General features: G+C 38.3%; 20 protein-coding genes and 2 pseudogenes. 3 read left to right on the top strand and 19 right to left on the bottom strand.

All coding sequences use genetic code 11. The annotated features are described in order from the left end of the window. Nucleotides 1-13: 13 nt before the first annotated feature. The 9 genes from dnaB to pdxH form a co-directional block, all read right to left on the bottom strand. The gene (dnaB, locus tag HDEF_RS03250) at nt 14-1,417 is read right to left on the bottom strand and encodes a replicative DNA helicase (RefSeq protein ID WP_015873237.1); all 1,404 of its coding nucleotides are present in this window, start codon (nt 1,415-1,417) and stop codon (nt 14-16) included. Nucleotides 1,418-1,598: 181 nt separating this feature from the next. After that, a complete protein-coding gene (gene lipA / locus HDEF_RS03245) occupies nt 1,599-2,582 on the bottom strand; it encodes a lipoyl synthase (RefSeq protein WP_044612463.1) in 984 nt (327 codons plus the stop codon). 2 nt (nt 2,583-2,584) lie between these two features. Continuing rightward, a complete protein-coding gene (lipB, locus tag HDEF_RS03240; protein WP_015873235.1) occupies nt 2,585-3,277 on the bottom strand; it encodes a lipoyl(octanoyl) transferase LipB in 693 nt (230 codons plus the stop codon). Nucleotides 3,278-3,289: 12 nt separating this feature from the next. After that, complete coding sequence (gene ybeD / locus HDEF_RS03235; protein ID WP_015873234.1) at nt 3,290-3,553, bottom strand: DUF493 family protein YbeD; 264 nt, start codon at nt 3,551-3,553, stop codon at nt 3,290-3,292. A 24-nt stretch (nt 3,554-3,577) separates the two neighbouring features. Next, nucleotides 3,578-4,732: a serine hydrolase gene (locus tag HDEF_RS03230; RefSeq protein ID WP_015873233.1), complete on the bottom strand. Its 1,155-nt coding sequence runs from the start codon at nt 4,730-4,732 to the stop codon at nt 3,578-3,580. 109 nt (nt 4,733-4,841) lie between these two features. Next, entirely contained in the window at nt 4,842-5,957 is a 1,116-nt protein-coding gene (mrdB, locus tag HDEF_RS03225; RefSeq protein WP_015873232.1) for a peptidoglycan glycosyltransferase MrdB, read from the bottom strand. A 5-nt stretch (nt 5,958-5,962) separates the two neighbouring features. After that, a complete protein-coding gene (gene mrdA, locus HDEF_RS03220) occupies nt 5,963-7,855 on the bottom strand; it encodes a peptidoglycan DD-transpeptidase MrdA (protein WP_044612462.1) in 1,893 nt (630 codons plus the stop codon). Nucleotides 7,856-7,870: 15 nt separating this feature from the next. Continuing rightward, nucleotides 7,871-9,145, bottom strand: coding sequence for a tyrosine--tRNA ligase (tyrS, locus tag HDEF_RS03215; RefSeq protein ID WP_015873230.1), 1,275 nt, complete (start codon nt 9,143-9,145; stop codon nt 7,871-7,873). Nucleotides 9,146-9,234: 89 nt separating this feature from the next. Beyond that, nucleotides 9,235-9,897: a pyridoxamine 5'-phosphate oxidase gene (pdxH, locus tag HDEF_RS03210; protein ID WP_015873229.1), complete on the bottom strand. Its 663-nt coding sequence runs from the start codon at nt 9,895-9,897 to the stop codon at nt 9,235-9,237. A gap of 167 nt (nt 9,898-10,064) precedes the next feature. Here pdxH and HDEF_RS03205 point away from each other — a divergent pair, with 167 nt between their 5' ends. Both HDEF_RS03205 and HDEF_RS13715 read left to right on the top strand, forming a co-directional pair. Continuing rightward, nucleotides 10,065-10,535: an outer membrane lipoprotein gene (locus HDEF_RS03205; RefSeq protein ID WP_015873228.1), complete on the top strand. Its 471-nt coding sequence runs from the start codon at nt 10,065-10,067 to the stop codon at nt 10,533-10,535. Nucleotides 10,536-10,824: 289 nt separating this feature from the next. Continuing rightward, nucleotides 10,825-11,355 (top strand): acyltransferase family protein, encoded by a 531-nt coding sequence (locus tag HDEF_RS13715; RefSeq protein ID WP_015873226.1) that lies wholly within the window; start codon nt 10,825-10,827, stop codon nt 11,353-11,355. 478 nt (nt 11,356-11,833) lie between these two features. Here the strand turns inward: HDEF_RS13715 and HDEF_RS12410 are convergent, their stop codons facing one another. The 5 genes and pseudogenes from HDEF_RS12410 to rlmKL form a co-directional block, all read right to left on the bottom strand. Next, nucleotides 11,834-11,998 (bottom strand): hypothetical protein, encoded by a 165-nt coding sequence (locus HDEF_RS12410; RefSeq protein ID WP_158533938.1) that lies wholly within the window; start codon nt 11,996-11,998, stop codon nt 11,834-11,836. A 114-nt stretch (nt 11,999-12,112) separates the two neighbouring features. Further along, nucleotides 12,113-12,524, bottom strand: a pseudogene (locus tag HDEF_RS11300) (TerL protein); the annotation flags it as partial. 163 nt (nt 12,525-12,687) lie between these two features. Next, entirely contained in the window at nt 12,688-13,143 is a 456-nt protein-coding gene (gene slyA, locus HDEF_RS03195) for a transcriptional regulator SlyA (RefSeq protein WP_015873225.1), read from the bottom strand. A gap of 1,559 nt (nt 13,144-14,702) precedes the next feature. Then, nucleotides 14,703-16,628 carry an ABC transporter ATP-binding protein gene (locus HDEF_RS03185; protein WP_015873219.1) on the bottom strand — a complete coding sequence of 642 codons (1,926 nt, stop codon included), beginning with the start codon at nt 16,626-16,628 and terminating at the stop codon, nt 14,703-14,705. Continuing rightward, nucleotides 16,619-18,766 carry a bifunctional 23S rRNA (guanine(2069)-N(7))-methyltransferase RlmK/23S rRNA (guanine(2445)-N(2))-methyltransferase RlmL gene (gene rlmKL, locus HDEF_RS03180; RefSeq protein ID WP_015873218.1) on the bottom strand — a complete coding sequence of 716 codons (2,148 nt, stop codon included), beginning with the start codon at nt 18,764-18,766 and terminating at the stop codon, nt 16,619-16,621. The genes HDEF_RS03185 and rlmKL overlap by 10 nt, the downstream gene beginning before the upstream one ends. 191 nt (nt 18,767-18,957) lie before the next feature. Between rlmKL and HDEF_RS03175 the strand changes: the two are divergent. Next, nucleotides 18,958-19,191 (top strand): annotated as a pseudogene (locus HDEF_RS03175) (2Fe-2S iron-sulfur cluster-binding protein); the annotation flags it as partial. Nucleotides 19,192-19,236: 45 nt separating this feature from the next. Here HDEF_RS03175 and pyrD read toward each other — a convergent pair. The 5 genes from pyrD to znuA all read right to left on the bottom strand — a co-directional run bounded on the left by pyrD (nt 19,237) and on the right by znuA (nt 24,168). Then, entirely contained in the window at nt 19,237-20,247 is a 1,011-nt protein-coding gene (gene pyrD / locus HDEF_RS03170; protein ID WP_015873217.1) for a quinone-dependent dihydroorotate dehydrogenase, read from the bottom strand. Nucleotides 20,248-20,266: 19 nt separating this feature from the next. Further along, nucleotides 20,267-20,758 (bottom strand): RNA pyrophosphohydrolase, encoded by a 492-nt coding sequence (gene rppH, locus HDEF_RS03165; protein WP_015873216.1) that lies wholly within the window; start codon nt 20,756-20,758, stop codon nt 20,267-20,269. Between the two features lie 164 nt (nt 20,759-20,922). Next, entirely contained in the window at nt 20,923-21,882 is a 960-nt protein-coding gene (gene lpxM / locus HDEF_RS03160) for a lauroyl-Kdo(2)-lipid IV(A) myristoyltransferase (protein ID WP_015873215.1), read from the bottom strand. A 32-nt stretch (nt 21,883-21,914) separates the two neighbouring features. After that, nucleotides 21,915-23,228, bottom strand: coding sequence for a murein DD-endopeptidase MepM (gene mepM, locus HDEF_RS03155; RefSeq protein ID WP_044612258.1), 1,314 nt, complete (start codon nt 23,226-23,228; stop codon nt 21,915-21,917). Nucleotides 23,229-23,247: 19 nt separating this feature from the next. Beyond that, on the bottom strand, nt 23,248-24,168 hold the full coding sequence (gene znuA, locus HDEF_RS03150; protein WP_015873213.1) for a zinc ABC transporter substrate-binding protein ZnuA: 921 nt from the start codon (nt 24,166-24,168) through the stop codon (nt 23,248-23,250). Nucleotides 24,169-24,223 lie beyond the last annotated feature (55 nt).

Raw genomic sequence — 24,223 nt, 5'->3', positions numbered from 1 at the left:
ACCTTGCGTTTTGTCAATGATAATCATCATATTGAGTGCCCGCATAATTATCAAATCGAGAGAACTGACCACTAAATGTCAAACGTATAGAGCCTGTCGGGCCATTTCTGTGTTTACCTAAAATAATCTCAGCAATCCCTTTCATTTCGCTATTTTCGTTATAAACCTCATCACGATAAATAAACATAATTAAATCCGCATCTTGCTCGATCGAGCCTGATTCTCTCAAATCAGAATTGACAGGCCGTTTTTCCGCTCGTTGTTCTAACCCTCTATTGAGCTGAGATAACGCCATGACCGGAACCTGTAATTCTTTTGCCAATGCTTTTAGTGAGCGGGATATTTCTGAAATTTCTAATGTTCGATTCTCCGCTAAAGCCGGGACACGCATTAATTGAAGATAATCAATCATAATGAGGCTTAAGCCATCGTTTTCACGAAAAATTCGCCGAGCACGAGAACGAATCTCTGTAGGGCTCAAAGCAGAAGAATCATCAATATACATATTCCCTTTTTCTAATAGCATTCCCATCGCACTGCTGATACGAGCCCAATCACCGTCTGCTAGTTTACCGGTACGCATACGGGTCTGATCAATACGAGAAAAGGATGAGAGCATACGTATCATCAACTGATGAGCAGGCATTTCTAAACTAAAAATCAAAACAGGTTTTTCTTGTGTCATGAGTGCATTTTCACAGATATTCATGGCAAATGTGGTTTTTCCCATAGAAGGGCGAGCCGCCACAATAATAAGATCGGATTTTTGCAAGCCTAACGTTTTTTCATCAAGATCCCGATATCCTGTTGACACACCGGTCACACCATCATGTGGATGACGAACAAGGTGTTCAATACGATTGACTGTCTCTGTTAACACATCATCAATCGTCTTGGGCCCGTCATTTTGCCTTTGTCGGTTCTCAGCAATTTTAAATACCCTGGATTCCGCAAAATCGAGCAAATCTGTACTGCTGAGGCCTTGAGGTTCATAGCAGGCATCCGCAATTTCATGTGTCACTGAAAGCATTTCACGGACGATGGCTCTCTCTCTCACAATATCGGCATAAGCAGAAATATTAGCGGTACTAGGGATATTTTTAGCCAATTCGGCTAAATAGGCGAATCCTCCTACTTTTTCTAAATCTCCCTTTTGCTCTAAAGCATCAGACAAAGTCACCAAATCAATCGGCGCATTTTTTTGAACGAGACGTTGCATGGCCATAAAGATCCTGCGATGAGGCAAACTAAAAAAATCGATGTTGCCTACACGTTCAGAAACGTTATCCCAACGTTCGTTATCTAACATCAGACCCCCGAGCACAGACTGCTCGGCTTCTATAGAATGGGGGGGCAATTTTAGCATTTCTATCTGCTGATCTTTTAGCATTGTTGTCTGTGATTTTTTAGTGGCCATTATTTTACCATTAATATCAGTAGTGCTTGAGATGGGACTTATAAAAGAAGAGGATGACATTTGATACTGATCCCAAAACACAATAGGCTGGCAATGACCCTGCCGATAAAGATGGGCACTGACTTAGACATCAATGATCTTCATGTTTTATCGGGGCATTGTTGATCACTCTCCGGAAGTTTTATTTGACCTCAACCCCTTTTGCTTGCAAATCTGCGTGATAATAAGAAGAACGAACAAAAGGGCCACAAGCCGCATGCGTAAAACCCATTGCCATGGCTTGTTTTTTCATTTCTTCGAATTTCGCAGGGCTCATATAACGCTGTACAGGAAGATGATGCCGACTGGGTTGCAAATATTGACCTAGCGTCAACATGGTCACGCCGTGCTGACGCAAATCAGACATAACGGAGATAATTTCATCATCTGTTTCACCTAAACCGACCATCAAACCAGATTTGGTCGGTATCTCAGGATTCTGAGATTTAAAACGGGCTAATAATTCCAATGAGCGTTTGTAATTCGCACCTGGCCGTACCTGCCGATAAACCCGCGGCACATTTTCTAAGTTATGATTAAACACATCAGGGGGAGTGAGCGTTAAAATTTCCAGTGCGCGATTCACCCGACCACGAAAATCAGGCACTAATATTTCAATTTTGATCGCAGGATTTTTTTGGCGAATTTCAAAAATGCAATCAGAAAAATGTTGGGCTCCGCCGTCACGTAAATCATCTCTGTCTACAGAAGTGATGACAACGTAACTTAACCCCATGTCTTGAATGGTTTGGGCTAATTTTTTGGGCTCATCTTGATCGGGGGCGTTAGGCCGGCCGTGTGCCACATCACAAAAAGGGCATCGACGAGTGCAAATAGCGCCCAAAATCATGAAAGTGGCCGTGCCATGACTAAAACATTCCGATAAATTCGGACAAGAAGCCTCTTCACAAACAGAATGCAGTCCATTTTTACGCATCGCGGCCTTGATATTTTGGATACGGGTAGAATCAGCAGGCAGCCTGATTCTTAACCATCCTGGTTTGGGCAGAATTTCTGGGGCTTCGGCGAGCAGCGTTTTTATTGGGATTAATCGTGTTTTTTCTGCATCACGGTATTTTATCCCTTGCTTCATTACTCCTTGTTTTATTAATGTACTTTTAGTCATAGTCATGTTGATTTCCAGTGAGGCAATAGGTCTGGATAAGAAAACGCCTGAACAAATTGATGGACCAAAATCGGCTGTACGCTTTTAGGAGTACAGATTTCGTTTAAATCTCGCATTTGTATCATTTTCATCCCTGCATAACCACAAGGGTTGATGAAAAGAAAAGGCGAAAGATCCATAGAAACATTCAGAGCGCATCCATGAAAAGCACAGCCTTTACGAATTCGTAGCCCTACAGAACATATTTTTTGCGGCGTGCCATCCTCTTTCATCACATACACTCCAGGTGCTCGAGGCTGTGTTTGAGCGATAATTCCAAAATGCTCTAACGTTTTTATCACTGTATTTTCAAGTTTTGTTACCAATTCACGGACTCCAATCTGTTTTCGTTTCAAATTGATCATCACATACAAAATTTGTTGGCCTGGCCCGTGATAGGTGATTTGCCCACCCCGATCACTTTGAATAACTGGAATGTTTCCGGGGTTGAGCAGGTGCTCCGCTTTGCCCGCTTGCCCTTGTGTAAAAACCGGCGGATGTTCTACTAACCAGATTTCATCAGGGGTACTTGAAGACCGCTGATCCGTAAAATCGCGCATCGCCTCATAGATAGGATAATAGGGCTGTAATCCAAGATCTCGTACCACAAGATTTTTTGGATATACCGTGCTTTTGTTGTTTAGTATTATCGTCATTTATTGATCATTTTATAACACCATTCGAACAAATTTCAGCGCTGACAGCTCTTGGTAAAGGGTTTCTACCTGTTTGATATCAGTCACCAAAACGGTTACTGATATCGAATGATAGGTCCCTTTGTGACTTGGTTGAATTTTAGGATCATAGTTACCAGGAATATAATTCTGGATGGTCGTCATCACTTGTTCCAGCAATTGAGGTTTTGAAAAACCGATGACCTTGTAGGTCAAGGCGCAAGGAAATTTGAGAAGCTCATTTAATTTGCTGTTCATTCTTAATGTCCTTTTTAAAACCGATTAACCAAACCAACGATGAAACATCAGTTTCATATAATCAAGCATGCGGCTAAAGAAGCCCCCTTCTTTCACTTCATGGAGAACGACCAATGGACGAGGTTCTTCAATAATTTTTCCGTTCAGTTCAAAATGAATACTCCCGACGATCTGATTTTTTTTTAATGGGGCACGTAGTTCTGACTGATTTAGGACAAAGCTGAGCTTAAGATGTTTGCCCTGATCTTTAGGAAGGGTTAAGTAAATGTTTTTATCGACACCCAATTGAGCCGTATTCACATCACCAAACCAAACGGGCCTGGAGGCAAATACGTCTCCTGCTTTTAATGGCTCAACGGTTTCAAAAAAACGAAAGCCCCAGGACAACAATTTTTTGCTTTCGGCTTCACGCTCTTTAAAAGTACGCCCACCTAATACGACTGAGATCAAACGCATAGGCCCCTGAGTAGCAGAAGCCACGAGGTTATAGCCTGCTGCATTGGTATGGCCTGTTTTGATACCATCTACATTAAGGCTTTTATCCCACAATAGTCCATTACGATTCAATTGCCGAATCTGATTAAAGGTAAACTCTTTTTCTTTATAAATCGCATATTCATCCGGAACATCATGAATCAATGCTCGGCCCATCAATGCCATATCACGAGCTGAAGTATATTGGCCTTCTGAATCTAGACCATGAACATTTTTAAAGTGCGTGTTTTTTAGACCCATCTCTTGAGCATAAGCGTTCATTAAATGCACAAACGAATCTTGGCTCCCTGCCACATAATTTGCCATGGCAACACAAGCATCATTACCAGACTGTAAGGTGATCCCCCTCGTCAGTTGTGCGACTGAAACCTGATCGCCGGGTTTTAAAAACATTAACGATGAGCCTTTAAATTCAGGGTTTCCTGTGGACACGGCGTCTTTACCAACAGTGACTATATCATTCACGCCAATTTTTTCTGATTTAATCGCTTGACCAATAACGTAACTGGTCATCATTTTTGTCAGGCTGGCGGGCATACGGTGTTCATCGGCATTTTTTTCTGCCAGAATTTTCCCTGAGTTGTAATCCATTAAAATATAAGAAACAGCCTTTATTTCTGGCGGAACAGGAATCAAGTTGCTAAGAAGAATACTGTCAGAATAAGCCAAAGTGGTTAAATGCATCCCCATGATCACGAGGGGAAAATGAAAAATAATTTTTTTTATAAAATGAAAAAAAATGGCAAACTTGATTATCACGAGATCGTCATCCAAAAATGATATGAGATGGAACTTACAAATTCTTTGACAACATTTTTCGATGTGTATGTATTGACATCACAATACCAAAACCTGCCATCAAAACTATTAATGCTGAACCTCCATAACTAATCAGAGGCAGAGGAACACCAACGACCGGTAAAAGACCGCTGACCATACCTATATTAACAAAAACATAAACAAAAAAAATCAGCATGAGGGAACCGACCATGACCCGTCCAAAGGTTGTCTGCGCTTGAGCTGCAATCATTAAACCGCGAATAATCACACATAAATAAAGAGCGAATAAAATTAAAACCCCTGTCAATCCTAATTCTTCGGCCAATACCGAAAAAATAAAATCGGTATGTCGTTCAGGTAAAAACTCTAGCTGTGACTGTGTTCCATTCAACCATCCTTTCCCATGAATGCCGCCAGATCCAATGGCAATTTTTGATTGAATAATATGATAACCCGCACCCAGTGGATCGCGTTCTGGATGCAATAGCATCATGACTCTATCGTGCTGATAATCATGCATCAGAAAAAACCATAAAATGGGGATAAATGCGAATAGAAATAGTAGCAAAATTCCGATTAATCGCCCGTTCATGCCAGCCAAAAATAATACAAAAAAGCCAGAGACTGCAATCAAAATGGCGGTACCAAGATCAGGCTGAGAAGCGACTAATAGTGTAGGAAGTGCTATCAAGCATACAGCTATGGCGGTATTTTTTAATGAAGGAGGGCAAATATCACGATTGATAAAACATGCCACCATAAGAGGTACGGCAATTTTAGCAATTTCTGAGGGTTGAAAACGAATTATGCCTAAATCCAACCAACGTTGAGCCCCTTTACTGATTTGTCCAAAAACATCCACCAATATTAATAAAACGATACAAATAAAGTAGAGATAAGGGGCAAATCTTTCATAAAATCGCGGGGAAATGTTCGCCATGAAGAGCATGACAAGTAAACCGATCATAATTTGTGCCATTTTACGCTCCATCATGGCAATATTTTGACCACTGGCGCTCCACATCACAAAAATACTATAAATCAAGAGTATTAAAATAAAAATCATCAGGGGGACATCTATATGAATTTTGTTCCAAAATGCCTGTTTTTTTTGCTCTAAGCGGCTCATATGATTTAAGTATCCTGGTTCGTATCTTTTAAAACTGCAGCAGTAGGTGTCGTCTTATGATTGTGTACAAAAATATGATCCAGGATATGGCGAGTTATGGTGGCTATAGGCTGCCCGACGCCTCCATTTTCAAGCACCACTGCGACGGCGACGGTAGGATTATCAAAAGGGGCAAAAGCAGTCATTAACTTATGATCACGTAAATGTTTGGCCACTTTGTTGACATTATAGGTTTCGTAGCTGTAGACCTGGGCTGTTCCTGATTTTACTGCTGGTTTATAAGACGTTCCGATAAAACTTTTGTATGCAGTCCCATTAGGTCTATTGGCAACACCATACATTCCGTCTTTTATCAGATCCCAATAATTAGAGTGAATATCGGTCATTTGGATATGATCTTTTTGACGATAGGGAAGCCATAGATGAGAGCTCTTGGTTCCAAGAAGTAAATGAGGAATTTTAACAGTACCATTATTAATTAATGTCATTAAAACTTTCACCATTTGTATCGGAGTAGCCGTCCAATATCCTTGACCAATGCCCACAGAAATAGTGTCACCTTGATACCAGGGTTTTTTATACTTTTTTTCTTTCCATTCTCGATTTGGCATGACACCCGCGTTTTCTTCTGATAAATCTATACCGGTATATTCGCCAAAACCAAATTTTTTCATCCATTCACAAAGTTTATCGATACCCATATTGTAAGCAATTTGATAAAAAAAAGTATCAGCCGACTCTTCAATCGCTTTGGTTACATTTAAATGTCCATGACCTCCTTTTTTCCAGTCACGAAAGCGTTTTTCTGATCCCGGCAGCTGCCAGACATCAGTATAAAATGAAGTGCTATTTTTATTTATAACACCAGAGCTCAGAGCAGAAACAGCGATATACGGTTTTACGGTAGACGCGGGGGGATAGACACCTTGGGTAGCGCGATTGATCAAAGGACGATCAGGATCGTTGAGTAAGCTTTGATACTGTTTACTGGAAATACCATTGACGAAAAGATTGGTGTCATAACTTGGGCTAGAGACTAAAGCCAAAACTGCTCCAGAATTCGGATCTGTGACTATGGCGGCAGCACGGCTACCTTCAATCAGTTTTTGAATATAAATTTGTAATTTGAGATCTATGGTTAAATAAATATTTTTTCCAGCTTGAGGAGGATGTTCATTCAGCTGTCTTATGGTACGTCCTCGATTGTTGATCTCAACTTCTTCATAACCTGTTTTACCATGTAATAAAGATTCATAATAACGCTCTATTCCTAATTTGCCGATATCAGGGCTTGCCGCATAATTCAACAAGTGTCCTTTTTTTTCTAACTCTTCTTTGTCTTTGGCATTAATTTTGGCGACATAACCGATAACGTGGGTTAAAGCAGAGCTATAAGGGTAATAGCGTCTTTGATAGACTTTAATTGCGACACCAGGAAAATGAAACTGATTCACAGAAAAACGAGCGATTTCTGCCTCTGTTAAAACTGATTTCACTAAAATTGGCATGAAAGCTTTTGAATGTTGACGTTCTTTTTTAAAATTAGCGATATCTTCGTCTGTAACATTGACTATTTTTTTTAAGTTTTTCAGGGTTTCATCAATATCTTTGACTTTATTCGGTGTCAATTCTAATTGATAAATCGTACGATTTAACGCCAAGGCTACGCCGTTTCGGTCATAAATCAGGCCTCTACTTGGCGCAATAGGAACTAGTTTGATCCGGTTCTCATTGGAGCGGGTACGATAATCGTGATAATTCACCACCTGCAAATGATACAGGTTCGTTATCAAAATCGATATCAGTAAAAAAACGATCACAAAAGCTATTAATATACGGCGAACGAATAACGCGGTTTCAGCTGAATAATCCCGAAAAGGGTTTAGGTTTTTTTTTATCATCATTAAAAAAGTTTACTGCCAGATGATTAAACAATAATACTTTTTGCCACGACGCAATAAAGTATATCTATCTAATAATCGATCTTCACTGGTAAAAATATATTCAGGTTTGAGTTGTTTTTTACCATTGACACTGATAGAAGAAGATTGAATTAAAGTTCGAGCCTGAGAACGTGAAGGTGCAAGCTGGGCACTAACCAGTGCTTTTTGCAGTTCAGCATCTGTTTCTAACCTCACGATTGGGATGCCATCTTGTGCCAGCTGTGAAAAATCTTCCTCTCGCATATCATGTGGGTTGCCTGTAAATAAACTAGCAGTAATGCGTTGTGCAGCAGAAAGACCTTCTTTACCATGTACCATTTCTGTTATCTCATTTGCTAACACATACTGTGCTTGAGGCGCTTTATCATTTTTTTTATCTTGCTCTTCCAAAGCATCAATGGCATTTAAATCGATAAAAGTAAATAATTTGAGAAAACGGTAAACATCCGCATCGGCAGTATTGAGCCAAAATTGATAGAACTGATAGGGGCTTGTTTTTTTTGCATCTAACCAGATTGTATTTCCTTCGGTTTTACCAAATTTGCTTCCATCCGCCTTAGTGATTAAAGGTACTGTTAAGCCGTATACAGATCGCCTGTTTAAACGATGTGTCAAATCAATCCCAGAGGTGATATTTCCCCATTGATCTGAGCCACCAATTTGAAGTTCTACCTTATGATTTTTATTTAAATAAGCAAAATCATAACTTTGTAGTAAATTATAGGAAAATTCAGTAAAAGAAATTCCGCTGTCGGTACGAGATAATCGTTGTTTTACCGCCTCTTTGTTCATCATTTGATTGACGGAAAAATGTTTTCCAATATCCCGCAAAAAAGTCAATACATTGATATGACTAAACCAATTGTGATTATTTTCTATTGTAGCGCTGTGATTACCGCAATCAAAATCAAGAAAGGGTTCGACTTGTTCGCGTATTTTATTGACCCATTGATGTACTGTATCAATATCGTTTAATTTTCTTTCGCCGGCTTTAAAACTGGGATCACCAATCAGACCAGTGGCGCCTCCAACCAATATGATGGGTTTGTGACCTACAAGTTGAAAACGTTTTAAACATAATAAAGGCACTAAATGCCCCAAGTGAAGGCTATCTGCAGTAGGATCAAAGCCACAATATAAAGAAATCTGCCCCTGATAAAGGCGTTCGGAAAGCCTTGTTTTGTCTGTCACTTGAGCTATCAGCCCACGTTGTTCTAGTTGTTCAATCAGGTTATTGCTGATCATTAAAAACTCCGATTACTTGATCATAAATTTTAAATTAGGCTTTCTCGTTTGCGCTGATACTTCGGACAAAAGATTTGAAACACAGCCTGTTATGGGCTCAAACGGTCAATTGTCCATTCATTTTCTTTTTTTTGATAGATAAAACGGTCATGCAAGCGATGGAGACCTCCTTGCCAAAACTCTACCGAATGAAAACGAACTCGAAATCCACCCCAAAAATGAGGTAAAGGAACTTCACCTTCCTGAAATTTTTGTTTGAATTCCAAAAAACGATTTTCCAACACTTCACGTGTTGCAATGATCTCTGATTGGGGGGACGCCCAAGCAGCAATCTGACTTTCTTTTGGACGACTTTGAAAATACTCGCGAGATTCTTGAGTCGATATAGGTTCTGCTTGACCTAAAAAAATCACCTGTCTGTCTAGCATGTACCAAGGAAAAAGCAAGCTAGTATTACGATTTTTTTTTAAATGTTGTGCTTTTCGGCTATTAAAATGAGTAAAAAATACCAGTCCTTCTTTATCATAATATTTTAGCAATACTATGCGTTGAAAAGGCTGGCCGCTAGAATCTACAGTTGCAACACACATCGCTGCAGGATCCGAAAGACCAGCGTCACATGCGTCTTTTAACCAATCTTTAAATAGATCCAATGGACAAGAACTGAGACCGCTACGTCTGAGTACTGTGTTTTTATATTCTCGTCGAAGATCATGAACAGGTACGTTATTTATTTTATTGTTTTCACTCATAATGATCCTTTAATCACTTAACGTGCTTGGCGGCTTCATTTGGATAATGATAAAATATCTCTGATTGAGTAATGATTTTTATAGTCAAAAAGTCATTTTTAATGGTTAAGTCTTATTTGAGTATACTATTGTGGTCAGTTAAAATGCTTTTTCAATAGGAAATAGTTATGTTAAAACCCTTATTTACCGTTTTTATTTTGGCGACAACTTTAACAGGTTGTGTTGGTCCTAGCTCTTTATCAGGAGATGTTTTTAGTGCTTCAGAGGCCAAAAAAGTACAAAATGTCAGCTATGGCGTTATCATTTCAATACGTCCGATCACCATTCAAAAAGATGGTGATCGAATCCCGTTGGGCGCTATTGGTGGTTCTGTATTGGGCGGATTATTAGGTAATACCGTTGGAGGAGGTACAGGCAGAACGTTAGCAACAGGAGCAGGCGCGGTTGCTGGTGGTGTAGCAGGTCACAGTGTTCAGAATTTTTTAAATAAATCTAAAGGGGTTCAATTAGAAATACGTAAAGAAAATAATGATATTATTTCAGTAGTACAAGAACAGGGCTCTACTCAGTTTTTTGTCAATCAGCGTGTGATGATAGCCAGCATTGGTAACAGTGTCACTGTAAGCCCTCATTATTAATATTAATAATGATATTAATGCATTATTGAATAAAAAAATTAAGCAGGGTTTTAAACGAACCCTGAGCTTATTTTTTAATCGAAAAATAACTTTAAATATCATCATATTATTAATGAATAAGTTAATTAACATAAAGACATTTTAAATTATTTTTATATACACAGTTATGTACAAAATTATTTTTGATACCTCTTTGATATCTTTGGCAAAATACCAAGAACAAAACTGCTATGTCTCACAAAGCCACTTCAGTTAAGAGTTAATAACTTCCTCCAACGCTGCTAATATTATGGCGTTACCTTTATTCTGTGTGTTAACAAAGATTATTAAATTTAATTCTACAATATTATTTCTTTTATTGTTTATATTTATATTTTTTTCTGTCTGTGGCGCTCATTATGGAAAGTATTTTTTTACCGGATGTCTGTCTGCAGTTTTATTTAATAAATATGAAATAAAAAATGATTGGATAAGAATAATTGTTTTTTTGTTAGGCATTGCTTCATTAATAAGTTCATTTTTTATAAGTGGTGATTATTATGGAAATCCTGTTTTTATTTCTATATCTACTTTCTTTTTGAGTTTAGTTTTGTCAAAACCCGTTTCTTTATCAAATAAATTGTTTATATACTGTGGTGAAACGTCATACAGTATATATTTATGTCACATTATATTAATGGTTTGTGTTAGTTACCTTGTATATTTGTTATTTGGTGTGGTAGATATTAATAGTTATACTGCTATTTTAATTTATTCAATATCTGCATTATTAATAGCTGTGATTTCATTCTTTTCATATAAGTATATAGAGTATCCTTAAATACCGTTATCACCTTCTGAACTGGTATAGGCGTTGAGCCTTACCCACTCAAGCTTAATGTCAAGATACCCCTGTTCGATAACGGTTTTACCCAGATAGCCTCTGCCAATCCGCTAAAGGTGGTGATAAGTTTTTTGTTTTTTTCATCTGAACAGGCGAACCAGTCAAAAACCTGCCGAATCACTTGACTGATTGGTCAGATAACGCGACTCACTATTTCAGCGGCTCGAATGATGCCTTTGATGATTCTACTAAATGCGTTTTCAATTTTTGGAAAATTATCAAGCAGTCTTTTGCGTAGATTTTCTATCTCGCTACTCAATCCGCCTGCTAAATTTGACCCGACTTTATCGCGAAAATACCAAATAAACTCGTCAATCCTTTCATCGAGGTCATAAACTGGTTTGACTTTTTGGCGGCAAACTCCGCATTAAATACGGTTTGCCTGGGCATAGTCTGATAGTCCGCAGAAAAGCGATTAATGTCTCCCGTGCATCGGCATCAGGTTATTTTCATCAATGTCTAACCGTTGGGCGTATTGATTGGCGCGATAATAGGGCATGGATGCCAGTTTATTACCCACACGGGTTGAAGAGGGCGCGCTCATGTCCTGTAAGTTGCCATTGGCATCACGGGTCTGCACCCCTGCTGCTCCTTAAAAACCGCGCCAGATTTTCAAGTGACCCTCTTGCGGCTTCGCTTTACTGCCGGTGAGACTGGCTGCATAGCCTAATGTTTTTATGCCGGCGACACTAGCGCCCGTGCTGTCGACATACTCCTCTTTACGTGAACCAAAGCCAATCACCATCTCAAAGAGACATAAAGAACAGGCCAACACAATTGGTGTTCAGCTTAAGCCCATTTCGCGGCTCTTTTCGGTAATGCCATTTTCACGCCTTTGCCAGCATGTCATTATCCAGTCAACCTACGCTTCCTGTTCAGGAAACAGCAAAAAAGGTACAGTCACCGGTAATCCCTAATCAATATTACGCGGGTCTGTGGTCATGCCCCAGTCAATAAATAAATTGCGCCGGTAGAAATCGGTATTTTGCTTATAGAAGTTTGATACTTTCCGGTTACTCACGAAGACGTTGTGGCCGCTCAGCGCGCCATTCAAACACCTGAACATAATCCAGTTTTTTAAAGTCAAAAGGGAACGGTAATGGCATGGGAATTTATCCGGAAAAAAGGCGCGGTAAAAAAATATATTGCACATAACTGTATATATAAAAAACAGAAAACAGGAAATTAATTCATATACTACATTTTGATATTAAAATAGTATTTTTAATTTAATATTATTCTTTTTGTGAATAAATAAACTGTTATTTATTATGTAACAGTAGTATTTTTTATATCTTGCAAATCTTTAATGTTTTTTTCAATTTTTTCTATCAAATTTGATAATAGTTTAATTTCTACTTCAGAAATTCCTTGCAAAATATCTTTGCTTGTTTCATGAATAACATTTTCTACTTTTTTAATAGTGTCACTGGCTTCACTTGTCAGCTTTATACGCTTGGCTCGTCGATCGTTCGAGCAACAATGCCTGGTAATTAAAGCTTTGTCTTCCAATTGATCAAGAGTCCTCACCAATGAAGGCTGTTCTATACCAATTGCTTTCGCTAACTGTATTTGAGTTTGAGATTGTTCAAGCGGTAAACGGTTAACATTATACAATGTCACCCAGTGTGATTGGGTTAAATCCAGTGGTTTTAGTTTTTCATCGATTAAAGCCCGCCATAAGCGCACTAATCGAGCTAAATCAGATCCTAGTGTCGATTCCAATCTCTCCTCCTTAATCATTATCATTCTGTTCTGATTCCTAAAATCAAATTCATTCTGAATGATAAAAATATAAATTTATCCACTAAAAATGTAATTTTTACATTTAATATATTAAATATACTATAAAAATAATTAAATTTCATTTAAATAAATTTAACACAAACAATCAATTTCTATTTAAAGCACGTATTCAAGTAATAATAATGTATTTTTTTTAAAAAAATCAACAATTATAATACATATTATAAAAAATTAAGTCAGGAAAAATAAAAACAAAGATGTTTTTAGTTTTTAATTTTAGAATTTTTATAGAGTAGATATATACATGAAAATTATGGCTGTTGAATTAAATGAAGATTGGAAAACCAACTGTCTTGAACGATAATTTATGAAGCCATCTGATGGTACGACTCATTTTAATGGAATAAAAAGTCAGTCAGAAAGCGCATTTAAAATGCTTTTGAATGGCTGTTTATATCATCATACGATCAGTGCCAGTAAATCTTTCAACGCTTTTATGATGATATGTTAGTCTTAAAATATGCATGTTAAGCTGGGTTTTTTAAGGATGATAAAAAATGAAAACAGACATTATCCTATCAAAAAGGGTGATTTTATAAAAACAATTGAAACTCATATGATTAAATATGATAAAGGAATCTCCCAAACAGGCCAAGAGTCACACTGGGCATTAAAGGTGTCAATTTAGTGGGCGCTTTTATGCCATGCTGGCTGACAATGACCACACTTTCCAGCGTCCACCCACTTAAATGCTGAGCACGATCCGAGTGATGACTGACAGTATATTAATGACGATTTTCTCTGTTTGATGCATTTTCTCACTCCTTTACATTTAGATAAATATTTTATTAGCCTTGAAAATTTTATTTTTCTGTTGTTTAAAATTTTTTTATTTTTATAAAGTGTATATTCTTTGTTCACAATTATTTTAAATTTAAATTAAATTGTTTTTATTTAAAAAATTAAAATGAATTTATTTAAAATAAATAAAAAACAGGATATGTATAAAAATATTACCAAGCAGTATAACTTTAATAAGTCGTACAAAAAAATAGTAAATATAATTGATAAAATCGTTGATTATATGAAATTCACTTTAATAAGAAATAATAGTACAGCTAAACTTAATAAAAAATGTGGAAAATTAACAGAAAAATTTACTTCTTTAAAGAAGTAGTTATCAAGTAAAGAAATAAAAAATACTAAAATTAAATTAAAAAAACTTTAAAAAAAGCCATTTTTACGAAGAAATTATTAAAAGCAGCAAAAAATAAGAATAAGAAGATAAAAAATATGACAGCAGAAGAAATTTTGCAGAAAAGTGTTGAATTTCGTCATAAATCTAACTTAGAAAACATAAAAAAATAGATTTTATGATTAAAGAAAATGAAATCTGTCTTTATTGGTTTTAAATTTTTGAATGTTTAAAAATTTTTCCCTTATAATTTTACATATATAAACAGTTGAGTTAAATTAATTGTGGTCCCGTGAACCGAAATATCGGGTATTTTATCTCATCTGGCTTTTATTGGATTTTTTTATTTTTTTTCAAACGCCTCTAAATATGCCCATCGGGCAAAGGCCTCTTCCAGAGCTCGTTCAGAATCCCTTAATGTGTTCAGTTTCTGTTGTGTTTCGTTCTGAGGTTTTGAAAAAAAATCAGGGGCGCTGACCTCAGATTGCAAAAGAGCGATTTTTTCTTCTAATGCTTCTAATTCCATAGGTAATTGTTCCAGTTCTTTTTTTTGCTGATAACTCAGTTTATGTACTGAAGTTTGATGTGTTTTCGAGCTTCCAGGTGTACCCCTCTGTTTTTGTATGGGCAATGGCGATGGAGGCGCCTCTATTTTTTGATGCATGGATTTGGAAGCCGCTCGTTGTTGATGAGCATCAGAATATCCCCCAATAAAACGATTGATTTGCCCATCGCCTTCAAAAATCCAACATTCTGTCACCGCATTATCCACGAATTGTCGATCATGACTGACCAATAATACAGTGCCTTGATAGGCTTCTATCATTTCTTCTAACAGTTCCAATGTTTCAATATCTAAATCATTGGTGGGCTCGTCTAAAATAAGCAGATTGCTGGGTTTTAAAAACAGTTTGGCAAGTAATAAACGATGACGCTCTCCCCCTGAGAGCACTTTGACCGGTGTCATCGCTCGTTTAGGATGGAATAAAAAATCTTGTAAATAACCCAAAACGTGACGCGAGCGCCCGTTAATCATCACTTCTTGTTTCCCTTCTGCCAAGTTGTCCAGCACCGTTTTTTGTGGATCTAATTCTGCCCGATGCTGATCAAAATAGGCCACATCAAGATGCGTACCGCGATATATTTTTCCACTTTGTGCTTTCAATTCGCCAAGCATCAACTTTAATAACGTGGTTTTACCGCACCCATTCGGACCCACAAGTGCAATTTTATCTCCTCTCAACACCTGAACAGAAAAATCATCGACCAGGATTTTGTCTGATAATGTATAAGAAACATTTTCTAATTCAAAAACCATTTTTCCTGAACGCTTTTGCTCTTCCCATTGTATTTTTGCCTTACCCATGACTTCTCTGCGTTCAGAACGTTGTTGTCTTAATGATTTTAACGCTCTTACCCGACCTTCATTGCGCGTTTGGCGGGCTTTAATCCCCTGGCGGATCCAGATCTCTTCTTGAGCCAATTTGCGATCAAATTCCGCATTTTGAAGTTCTTCAACCCGTAAGGCGTCTTCTTTTTTCTCCAAATACAAGGCGTAATTTCCTGGCCAAGAAGTCAATTTCCCGCGATCCAGATCCACAATACGGGTCGCGATGGTGCTGATAAACGAACGATCATGGGAAATAAAAACCAGGCTGCCTTCAAAATTTTTTAAAAATTCTTCTAACCATTGAATGCTTTGAATATCCAGGTGATTGGTAGGTTCATCCAATAATAACACTTCAGGAGCGCTGACGAGGGCTCTTCCTAAAGCCGCTTTACGTAGCCAACCGCCCGATAAAGAAGATAACTTTTGCTCAGCAGATAACCCTAACTGTTTGAGCACGTCATGAATGCGTGCCTCTAATTGCCATAAATCTTGATGATCTAAGATATTTTGCAATGTCGCCAATTGTTCCAAATTTTTTTCTCTGGGATCCGTTTCTATTTTATTTAAAATATCTTGGTAGGTTTTTAAATGAGCGGCCTGTTCTTTCACACCTTCAGAAATAAAATCAAATACAGTGCCCGCCACCTCTCGAGGAGGATCCTGCTGTAAGCGTGCCACCACCAGATCTTGTTGATAAACCATTTGCCCATCATCAAGTGACATTTCTTTGTTTAAAATTTTTAACAGCGTGGATTTTCCTGTGCCGTTACGTCCCACCAAACAGACCCGTTCATTGGGTTCAACATGTAATTGGGTGTGATCCAATAAGGGGGCGTCGCTGAATGAAAGGTAAGCCCCCGATAAGCTGATTAATGACATGGTTGTTTTGGTTCCTTATTTTTTTTTGTTAATAGCCAGCAATGATGCATTGGCCGATGATGAGCAAAATCCATCGATTCTGTTTGTCTTCTGAGATCTTTTGCTTCAAACCCTAAAAAGGCGATTTGAGATAAATCAAGATGAAAACCTCGTTTATTACAAGAAAAAATCAGTTTTCCTTGAGAACGCAGTAGCGTTTTGATCGTTTTTATCAGTAATAAATAATCTCGTTGAACTTCAAAAGTGCTTTTCATCCGCTTTGAATTTGAAAAAGTCGGGGGATCAAGAAAAATGAAATCAAATTGCTCATCTTTTTGATGCTGGAGCCAAGTGAAACAATCCTCCTGGATAAAACGATGCCGTGATCCCGTCAATCCATTGGTGTTGAGATTTTTTTTTGCCCATTCCAAATAAGTACGGGACATATCGACACTGGTGGTACTTCGCGCGCCGCCCAATCCCGCATGAACAGTGGCACTGCCGGTGTAAGCGAATAGATTTAAAAAATCTTTTCCTTGGCTGAGTTTCGCGAGCATTTGGCGAGTAAGACGATGATCTAAAAACAGCCCAGTGTCCAGATAATCGGTTAAGTTAACCCATAAACGTGCATGGTATTCTTTGACTAAAACGAGCTCTTCTTTTTGAGCTAATTTCACATATTGTTGTTTGCCGGATTGAGGCTGACGAATTTTGAGGATCAGCTGATTGGGCGCTAATTTCAGCACGGCCAAGCTGGCTTGAATCATATCTTGCAAGCGTCTTCGCGTTTTTTTTTCATCAATCGTTTTAGGCGCTTTATATTCTTGAAGGATAACCTTATCACCATAGCGATCTAAAGCCACGTTATAATCCGGCAAATCCGCATCATATAAACGATAACAGTCAATGCCTTCTTTTTGTGCCCATTTGCCCCGTTGACGGCTATTTTTACGCAGCCGATTCGCAAAATCTTCAGCAGGGATTGTCAGGGGATCATCTCTTAAAGAATAATTTTTTTGATAACAATCAAGCGCGCCATTTTTCGCTTTAAATTGCCGATCAGCGCGTAATGACAAAAAGCTCAGTAAATCAGATGAGCCACTGAAAATGGAGGCTTTCCAACCTCCGAACACGGTTTTCATCACGCGCCCTAAGGTGGTGTAAAGCACCATTAATTCAGGCTCACTCGAAAGCCGTTCTCCATAAGGAGGGTTACAAACCAGTGTTCCTGCCGATTTTTTATCCCACAGATTGATCAGCGGGAAATTCACCACCAGCTGGCTCACCTCTTGAACGGATAATTTGATGAGATCTTCTAAGCCTGCTTCATGAACATTGTTTTTTGCGATCCTGATCGCTTGGGGATCTTGATCTGCGCCAAAAAAATAAGGTGCTGTATTTTTCAAACCATCAGCCGCCCGAAGCTGAGCTTTTTTAAGCAAATCGCCCCATAAAACAGGATCAAATCCCTTCCAGGCTTGAAAGCCCCAATGCGAACGCTTTAACCCAGGCGCTTGATCGGCGGCCATCATGGCGGCTTCAATCAGTAATGTGCCCGAGCCGCACATCGGATCCACCAAAGGTGTGCCTTTTTGCCAGCCAGACCTCATTATAATTGCCGCGGCCAAGTTTTCTTTTAATGGCGCTTGACCGCCTTGAGCCCGATATCCCCGTTGATGCAAACCCTGTGCTCCACTGAAATCTAGTGAAATATGTGCTTTATCTCCTTGCAGGAAAACATGAATGCGGATATCTGGACGTGATGTTGAAACAGAAGGACGATCATTGTGTTCTTTCATAAAGTGATCTACAACAGCGTCTTTCACCTTTAGTGCGCCATATTGCGTATTTCGGATGGCGTCATTCATACCTTTAAAATGCACCGAAAAAGTGTTATCGATAGAAAATAAGTTGAGCCAATCAATCTCTCGAGCACCCAGATAGAGATCTTGATCACGCTGAATTGAAAATGTGGCAAGCGGCAATAAAATTCGGGAAGCAAGACGGCTCCACAATAAGCTTTGATACAAAAGCCGATCATCGCCTTGAAAATAAAGGCCTCCCTGAACAATTTGACAATCCGTTGCACCTAATTCGATCAATTCATTTTTAAGGAGTTCTTCTAAACCGTACGCGGTACTGGCAAAAAAATCAGTCATATATAAAGTGCGTTTTTATGGATAGGAAAAATGGAATATGGATATATCTTTCAAGATGATACCTTTTTATCATCGAGTAGCGAAAAATTAATCATCAATGTTTTGGAGAAAATGAGATGTCCTCCCCTCACGAAAAAAAATCAGAGCTGAGCTCAATACCTTCGATAACGGACACCACAAATCAAGTCTGTATCGAATTTAATGGCCGTTGTTTTTTGGGCAATAAGCAGCATGTGCTATTGGAACAGTTAGAAGAGCAAGGCATAGAGATCCCTTATTCTTGTCGCGCTGGGATCTGTCGTTTTTGTCAAATAAAAATAATAATAGGAGAAGTGAAAACATTAACTCAAGATGCCATGGATAAAGACGGCAATATTCTTTCTTGTTGTTGCATCCCTAAAGGAAATTTAACGCTTTCGGATTAAAGCAAAATAAAAAACGTCCAGAAAAAAATCTCTCGTTCATTCACATCAAATATGATGAATGATCTTTTTAATTAAAGCAGGCCCCTGAAAAATCAGCCCCGAATAAAGCTGTAATAAAGATGCCCCAGCAGCAATTTTTTCACGCGCGGCCATCAATGAGTCAATCCCCCCGACACCGATGATAGGAATGCGACCTTTTAATTCTTTTGATAAAAGTCGAATGGTCTCGTTGCTGCTTGGCTGTAAAGGCCGTCCGCTTAGCCCTCCTGATTGCTGGCAGTGATTCAAACCTTGAATTAAAGAATGATCTAAAGTCGTATTGGTCGCAATGACGCCATCAATCTCATGTTTGAGAAACGCATCTGCAAGTTTAATGAGTTCTTCTTCACTTAAATCCGGGGATATTTTGACTGCTACAGGCACATATCGATCATGTTGCTCGTGTAATTGAGTCTGTTTTTTTTTGACTGAAGTCAACATATCTTCTAAAAGATCGCCATATTGTAATTGACGCAATTTTTCAGTGTTAGGTGATGAAATATTCACTGCGATATAACCCGCATAAGGGTAAACTTTATCCATACAGATGAGATAATCTTCTTTGCTGACTTCTAAAGGGGTTTCTTTATTTTTCCCGATATTAATCCCCAATACACCCCCAAATCGGGAACGTTTAATATTATTAATTAAATAATCCACCCCTAAGTTGTTAAAACCCATACGGTTGATCAACGCTTCTGCTTCTGTGACTCGAAATAATCGAGGCTTTTGATTCCCTTGTTGAGGCAGAGGGGTCACAGTCCCAACTTCAATAAAACCAAATCCCATTGCCCCTAATACATCGATACAATCGCCATTTTTATCTAATCCAGCCGCTAATCCCAGAGGATTTTTAAAGGAGAGGCCCATACAATCAACCGATTTCGTCGGAACAGACTGACTGATTAAAAATTGTAATGGTGTGCCTGTAATACGTTTAAGATGACGAAAAGTAAATTCATGACTGTGTTCAGGATCTAGTTGAAACAGTATTTTTTTTAAACATGAGTAGAACATTATTTTCTCCACCGGTATGTCATATCAAATGCTTTTGAATCAAAGAAACGAAAGAAAAAAACTCTTTCATCACCTGACGATAAACATCCCGCTTAAAAGACACCACCTGGCGTACTGGATACCAAAAGCTTACCCAGCACCAGCCATCAAATTCTGGGGCTTTTGTGCATTCTACATTGATATTGCTATCGTCACAGGTTAACTCTAATAAAAACCATCGTTGTTTTTGGCCAATACAGACTGGGTCTGTATTCCATCGTACTAAATGTTTGGGTAATTTGTAACGCAACCAGTAATGAGTGGAAGTCAATATTCGAACATCTTTTTTATTTAGCCCCAGTTCTTCAAATAACTCACGATACATTGCCTCCTCAGGCGATTCAGTCAAATGAATTCCTCCTTGAGGAAATTGCCAGGAATACTGCCCATAACGCTTAGCCCATAAAACTTGCCCTTTTTTGTTACAAATTACGATACCGACATTTAAGCGGTAGCCATCATTATCAATCACTTATTACCTCAATAAGTTCATTATTCAAAAATGCCTTGATTTTCTCATACTCGATAGAAAGGGTAAACTATTGAAAAAAAATTAGCCGACCATCCTCTCTCCATGTAAGCAAAGATATCAGTTTGATCATTTCGAAAGGCTTTAGAGTGCGGATTTTAAAAAAATCAAATATCTTCTCGTAGATAAGGCTCTATTTCACCTTTCCGGCGTGTTTTGAGCAACTTTAGGCTCCAAATATATTGTGATGGGTAACGAATTAAAAAAATTTCGAGCTCTTTATTGATATGACGTGCCACCTCGGCATCCTCTGCTGCCAGCAACTGATTCATAGGGGGGCGAATAAAAATATCCATCCTGTGAGTACGATAATTATAGACCGGAAATATGGGAATAACGACGGCGTTGCATATTTTCATTAAACGTCCTAAGGTCGGTAAAGTGGCCTTGTAAGTATCAAAAAAATCAACAAAAATACTTTTTTCAGGGCCATAATCTTCATCTGGCGCATAGTGCCCCCAAAATCCTTGTTGTATCGCATGAATAAACGGTTTAATTGTATCTTTACGAGCATGCATATATGCCCCAAAACGCATTCGTGCAGAATTCCATAAATAATCAAATAGGGGATTACGTTGTTGGTGAAACATAGCGGTGATCGGTTTGCCCTCGCTGGTCAATAACATACCGGGAATATCTATTGACCAAGCGTGGGGAAGAAGAAGAATGATGTTCGTCTTCTTTTTTTCAATCTCATCTAAAATAAAGCGATCATGCCAATGTACTCGTGAGGCCAAGAATTGAGGACCTCGAAGACAAAGATCCAATATAAGCATAATCGGCTGTGTTGAATTGCAAAACATCTCATCAATGATTTTTTCACGCTGAACCTCAGTGAGATTCGACATGCAATAAATGAGGTTGATACGAGCCCGCCGACGCGCTCCTTTAGCACATTTTCCTACCAGAAAACCAATGAAAGCCATGAGGCCATCACGCCATTTAATAGGTAAATAGCTTAAAAGTACCAACAAACCAACACCGAACCAGATCCCCCAATAACGGGGATGTAAAAAAGCTTTGTCAAAACGCGGAATAAAACCAGCATGATTATTTTTTTTGTGCATAAAATTTACGGCTCGATTGTTTTAAGCACAACTTAAATAGAGTTTAACTGCGCAATGGTGTTTTGACTCATTTGTAAATAATGACGAAGCGCTGAGCCCGTTAAATTTTTTGTAGCAGGTAATTTAACCGTGATCGGGTTAACCGGTTGTTGATTAATCCAGAATTCGTAGTGAAGATGAGGACCTGTAGAGCGACCTGTGCTACCAGATAACGCAATTCGATCACCACGTTTTACTTTTTGTCCTGGTTTAACCAGTAATTTATTTAAATGCATATAACGTGTGCTGTATTGGCGGCCATGCCGGATAGTTACAAGGTTTCCCGCGGCACCAGTGTGTTTGGCAACCAAAATTTCTCCATCCCCTGTGGCTAAAATGGGCGTTCCTATTGGCATTGAAAAATCGACACCTTTATGAGGCAAAATCCGGTTTGTCACTGGATTAAGACGCTTTGGATTAAAACCAGAAGAAACCTTGAACTGTTTTAACGTAGGGAAACGCATAAAACCCTGTGCCAGGCTTTCCCCTTTTTCATCGTAAAATAAACCATCTTCATCTCGTATCGCGTAATAGTTTTTGCCTCCTGAAAAAATTCGAACGCCCAGTAATCGGCTTTGATTATTTTCGCCATTTAAGTATTCGCGCGAGAATAACGTAAAAAATGGATCGTTTTTCTGTAATTTATTAAAATCGAGCTTCCACTGTAATGCCTTTACAACAGCGTGTATTTCAGAAGCATTTAATCCTGCTTTTTTTGCACTGTTGATGAAATTACCATCTAGATGCCCGTTCAAGAGGCTAGAACGCCATTCGCCTTTCTGAAGTATTTGAGTTTCTTTGAAATGATGGTCTAGGCGATCATAAATACGAGTTTCACTCCTGGAAACTCTCCAGGTTAATTGCTCTAAATTGCCATCTCCGTTAATTTTCCAGGAGATCTCCTGGCCTGTTTTTAAATGACGTAATGCGGGATTATTGGCCGACAGCAACGCAATATCTGAAATATCAATACCATATTGTGCTAAAACAGTTCCGAGGGTGTCCCCTGATGCAATGACATGCTCCTGAACGTTGTTGGCATGAATTTCTTGATCATTTAATTCATCTTCAGGTGTCTCATCAAATTTGGATTGATCTGATTGATCAATAAAGTCCGTATCTTGAGGTAAAGACGAAGTAGAAGGGATATGAGAAACCCGCGATTCCATTTTTTTTTGAGGAGAATGCATGAGAGTTTGTAACAAAATAAAAAATAAAATAAGGAAAGCGAATGAAATGAGCATCAAACGCTGGAGGCGCCCTAAATTGTGATAAACCAAAGCGATGTTCTGAGTTAATTTTTGCAATGGAAGATCCCTATTCGTTTTATTTTAAGCAAGCATAATATTGCATTGATAACTCAAGCAGAAATTTCATATAGCTGTCTTTATTCATTGGAATTTTGCTTCCTAATGGATCTAAAACTCCTGAGCGAACGGCTGTGCCCTGAGCCAAAGCATTAATAACGGCGGGCTTAAATTGAGGATCAGCAAAAATACAGACTGCTTTTTTAGCAGTGAGCTGAGATTTAATTTGATGTAAACGTTCTGCACCCGGCTGGATTGAAGGATTGAGCGTGAAGTAGCCCAAGGGAGAGAGATTAAACTGTTTTTCAAAATAACCATAAGCATCATGAAAAACAAAATATCCTTTTTTTCTAACAGGATAGAGCATATTCGCAATTTTTTGAATAGTTTTATTTTTTTGATTTTTAAAATTTTTTAGATTTTCATCTAATCTTTTTTTATCATTAGGATGTAATTTTAGTAGCTGATGGTGAATATTGATTGCGATTAATGTCCCTATTTCAGGTGATAGCCAAAGGTGCATATTATAAAAATTTGCACGATGCTCATGGTGGCCCGAATCTTGACTGGATATCAATAAACGCTGTACTTCAGGTAGTTCAGAAATGGTTATTTTTTTATTGACGGGTATGGATTTTAACGCTTTAGCTAAAAAGGCTTCCATTGTTGGATCAACCCAAACAATTAAACTGGCGTTATTAATGGCCTGAATATCCGATGGCCGCAACGCATAATCATGCGGAGAGGCACCTATCGGTAATAAAACTTTTACAGGCATAACGCCGTCTGAAATCGCTTCAGCAATAAAACCAAGGGGGCGTATCGAAGTCACAACTGCAGCCGATACCATTTTAAAACAACAGGTTGCGATTAAAACCACCGCACAAATAGCTTGATGCAAATTTATTTTTCTTTTTAAAAAATTGAAATGGAATAACATCATGAATATTCGCTCTGGTAAATTTAGTGTAATATTATAACATTATATGTATTCT

Origin of the sequence: Candidatus Hamiltonella defensa 5AT (Acyrthosiphon pisum) (genome assembly GCF_000021705.1) — a bacterium.
In the GTDB taxonomy this organism is placed as follows: domain Bacteria; phylum Pseudomonadota; class Gammaproteobacteria; order Enterobacterales; family Enterobacteriaceae; genus Hamiltonella; species Hamiltonella defendens.
This window is presented reverse-complemented; position numbering and strand designations above follow the sequence as displayed.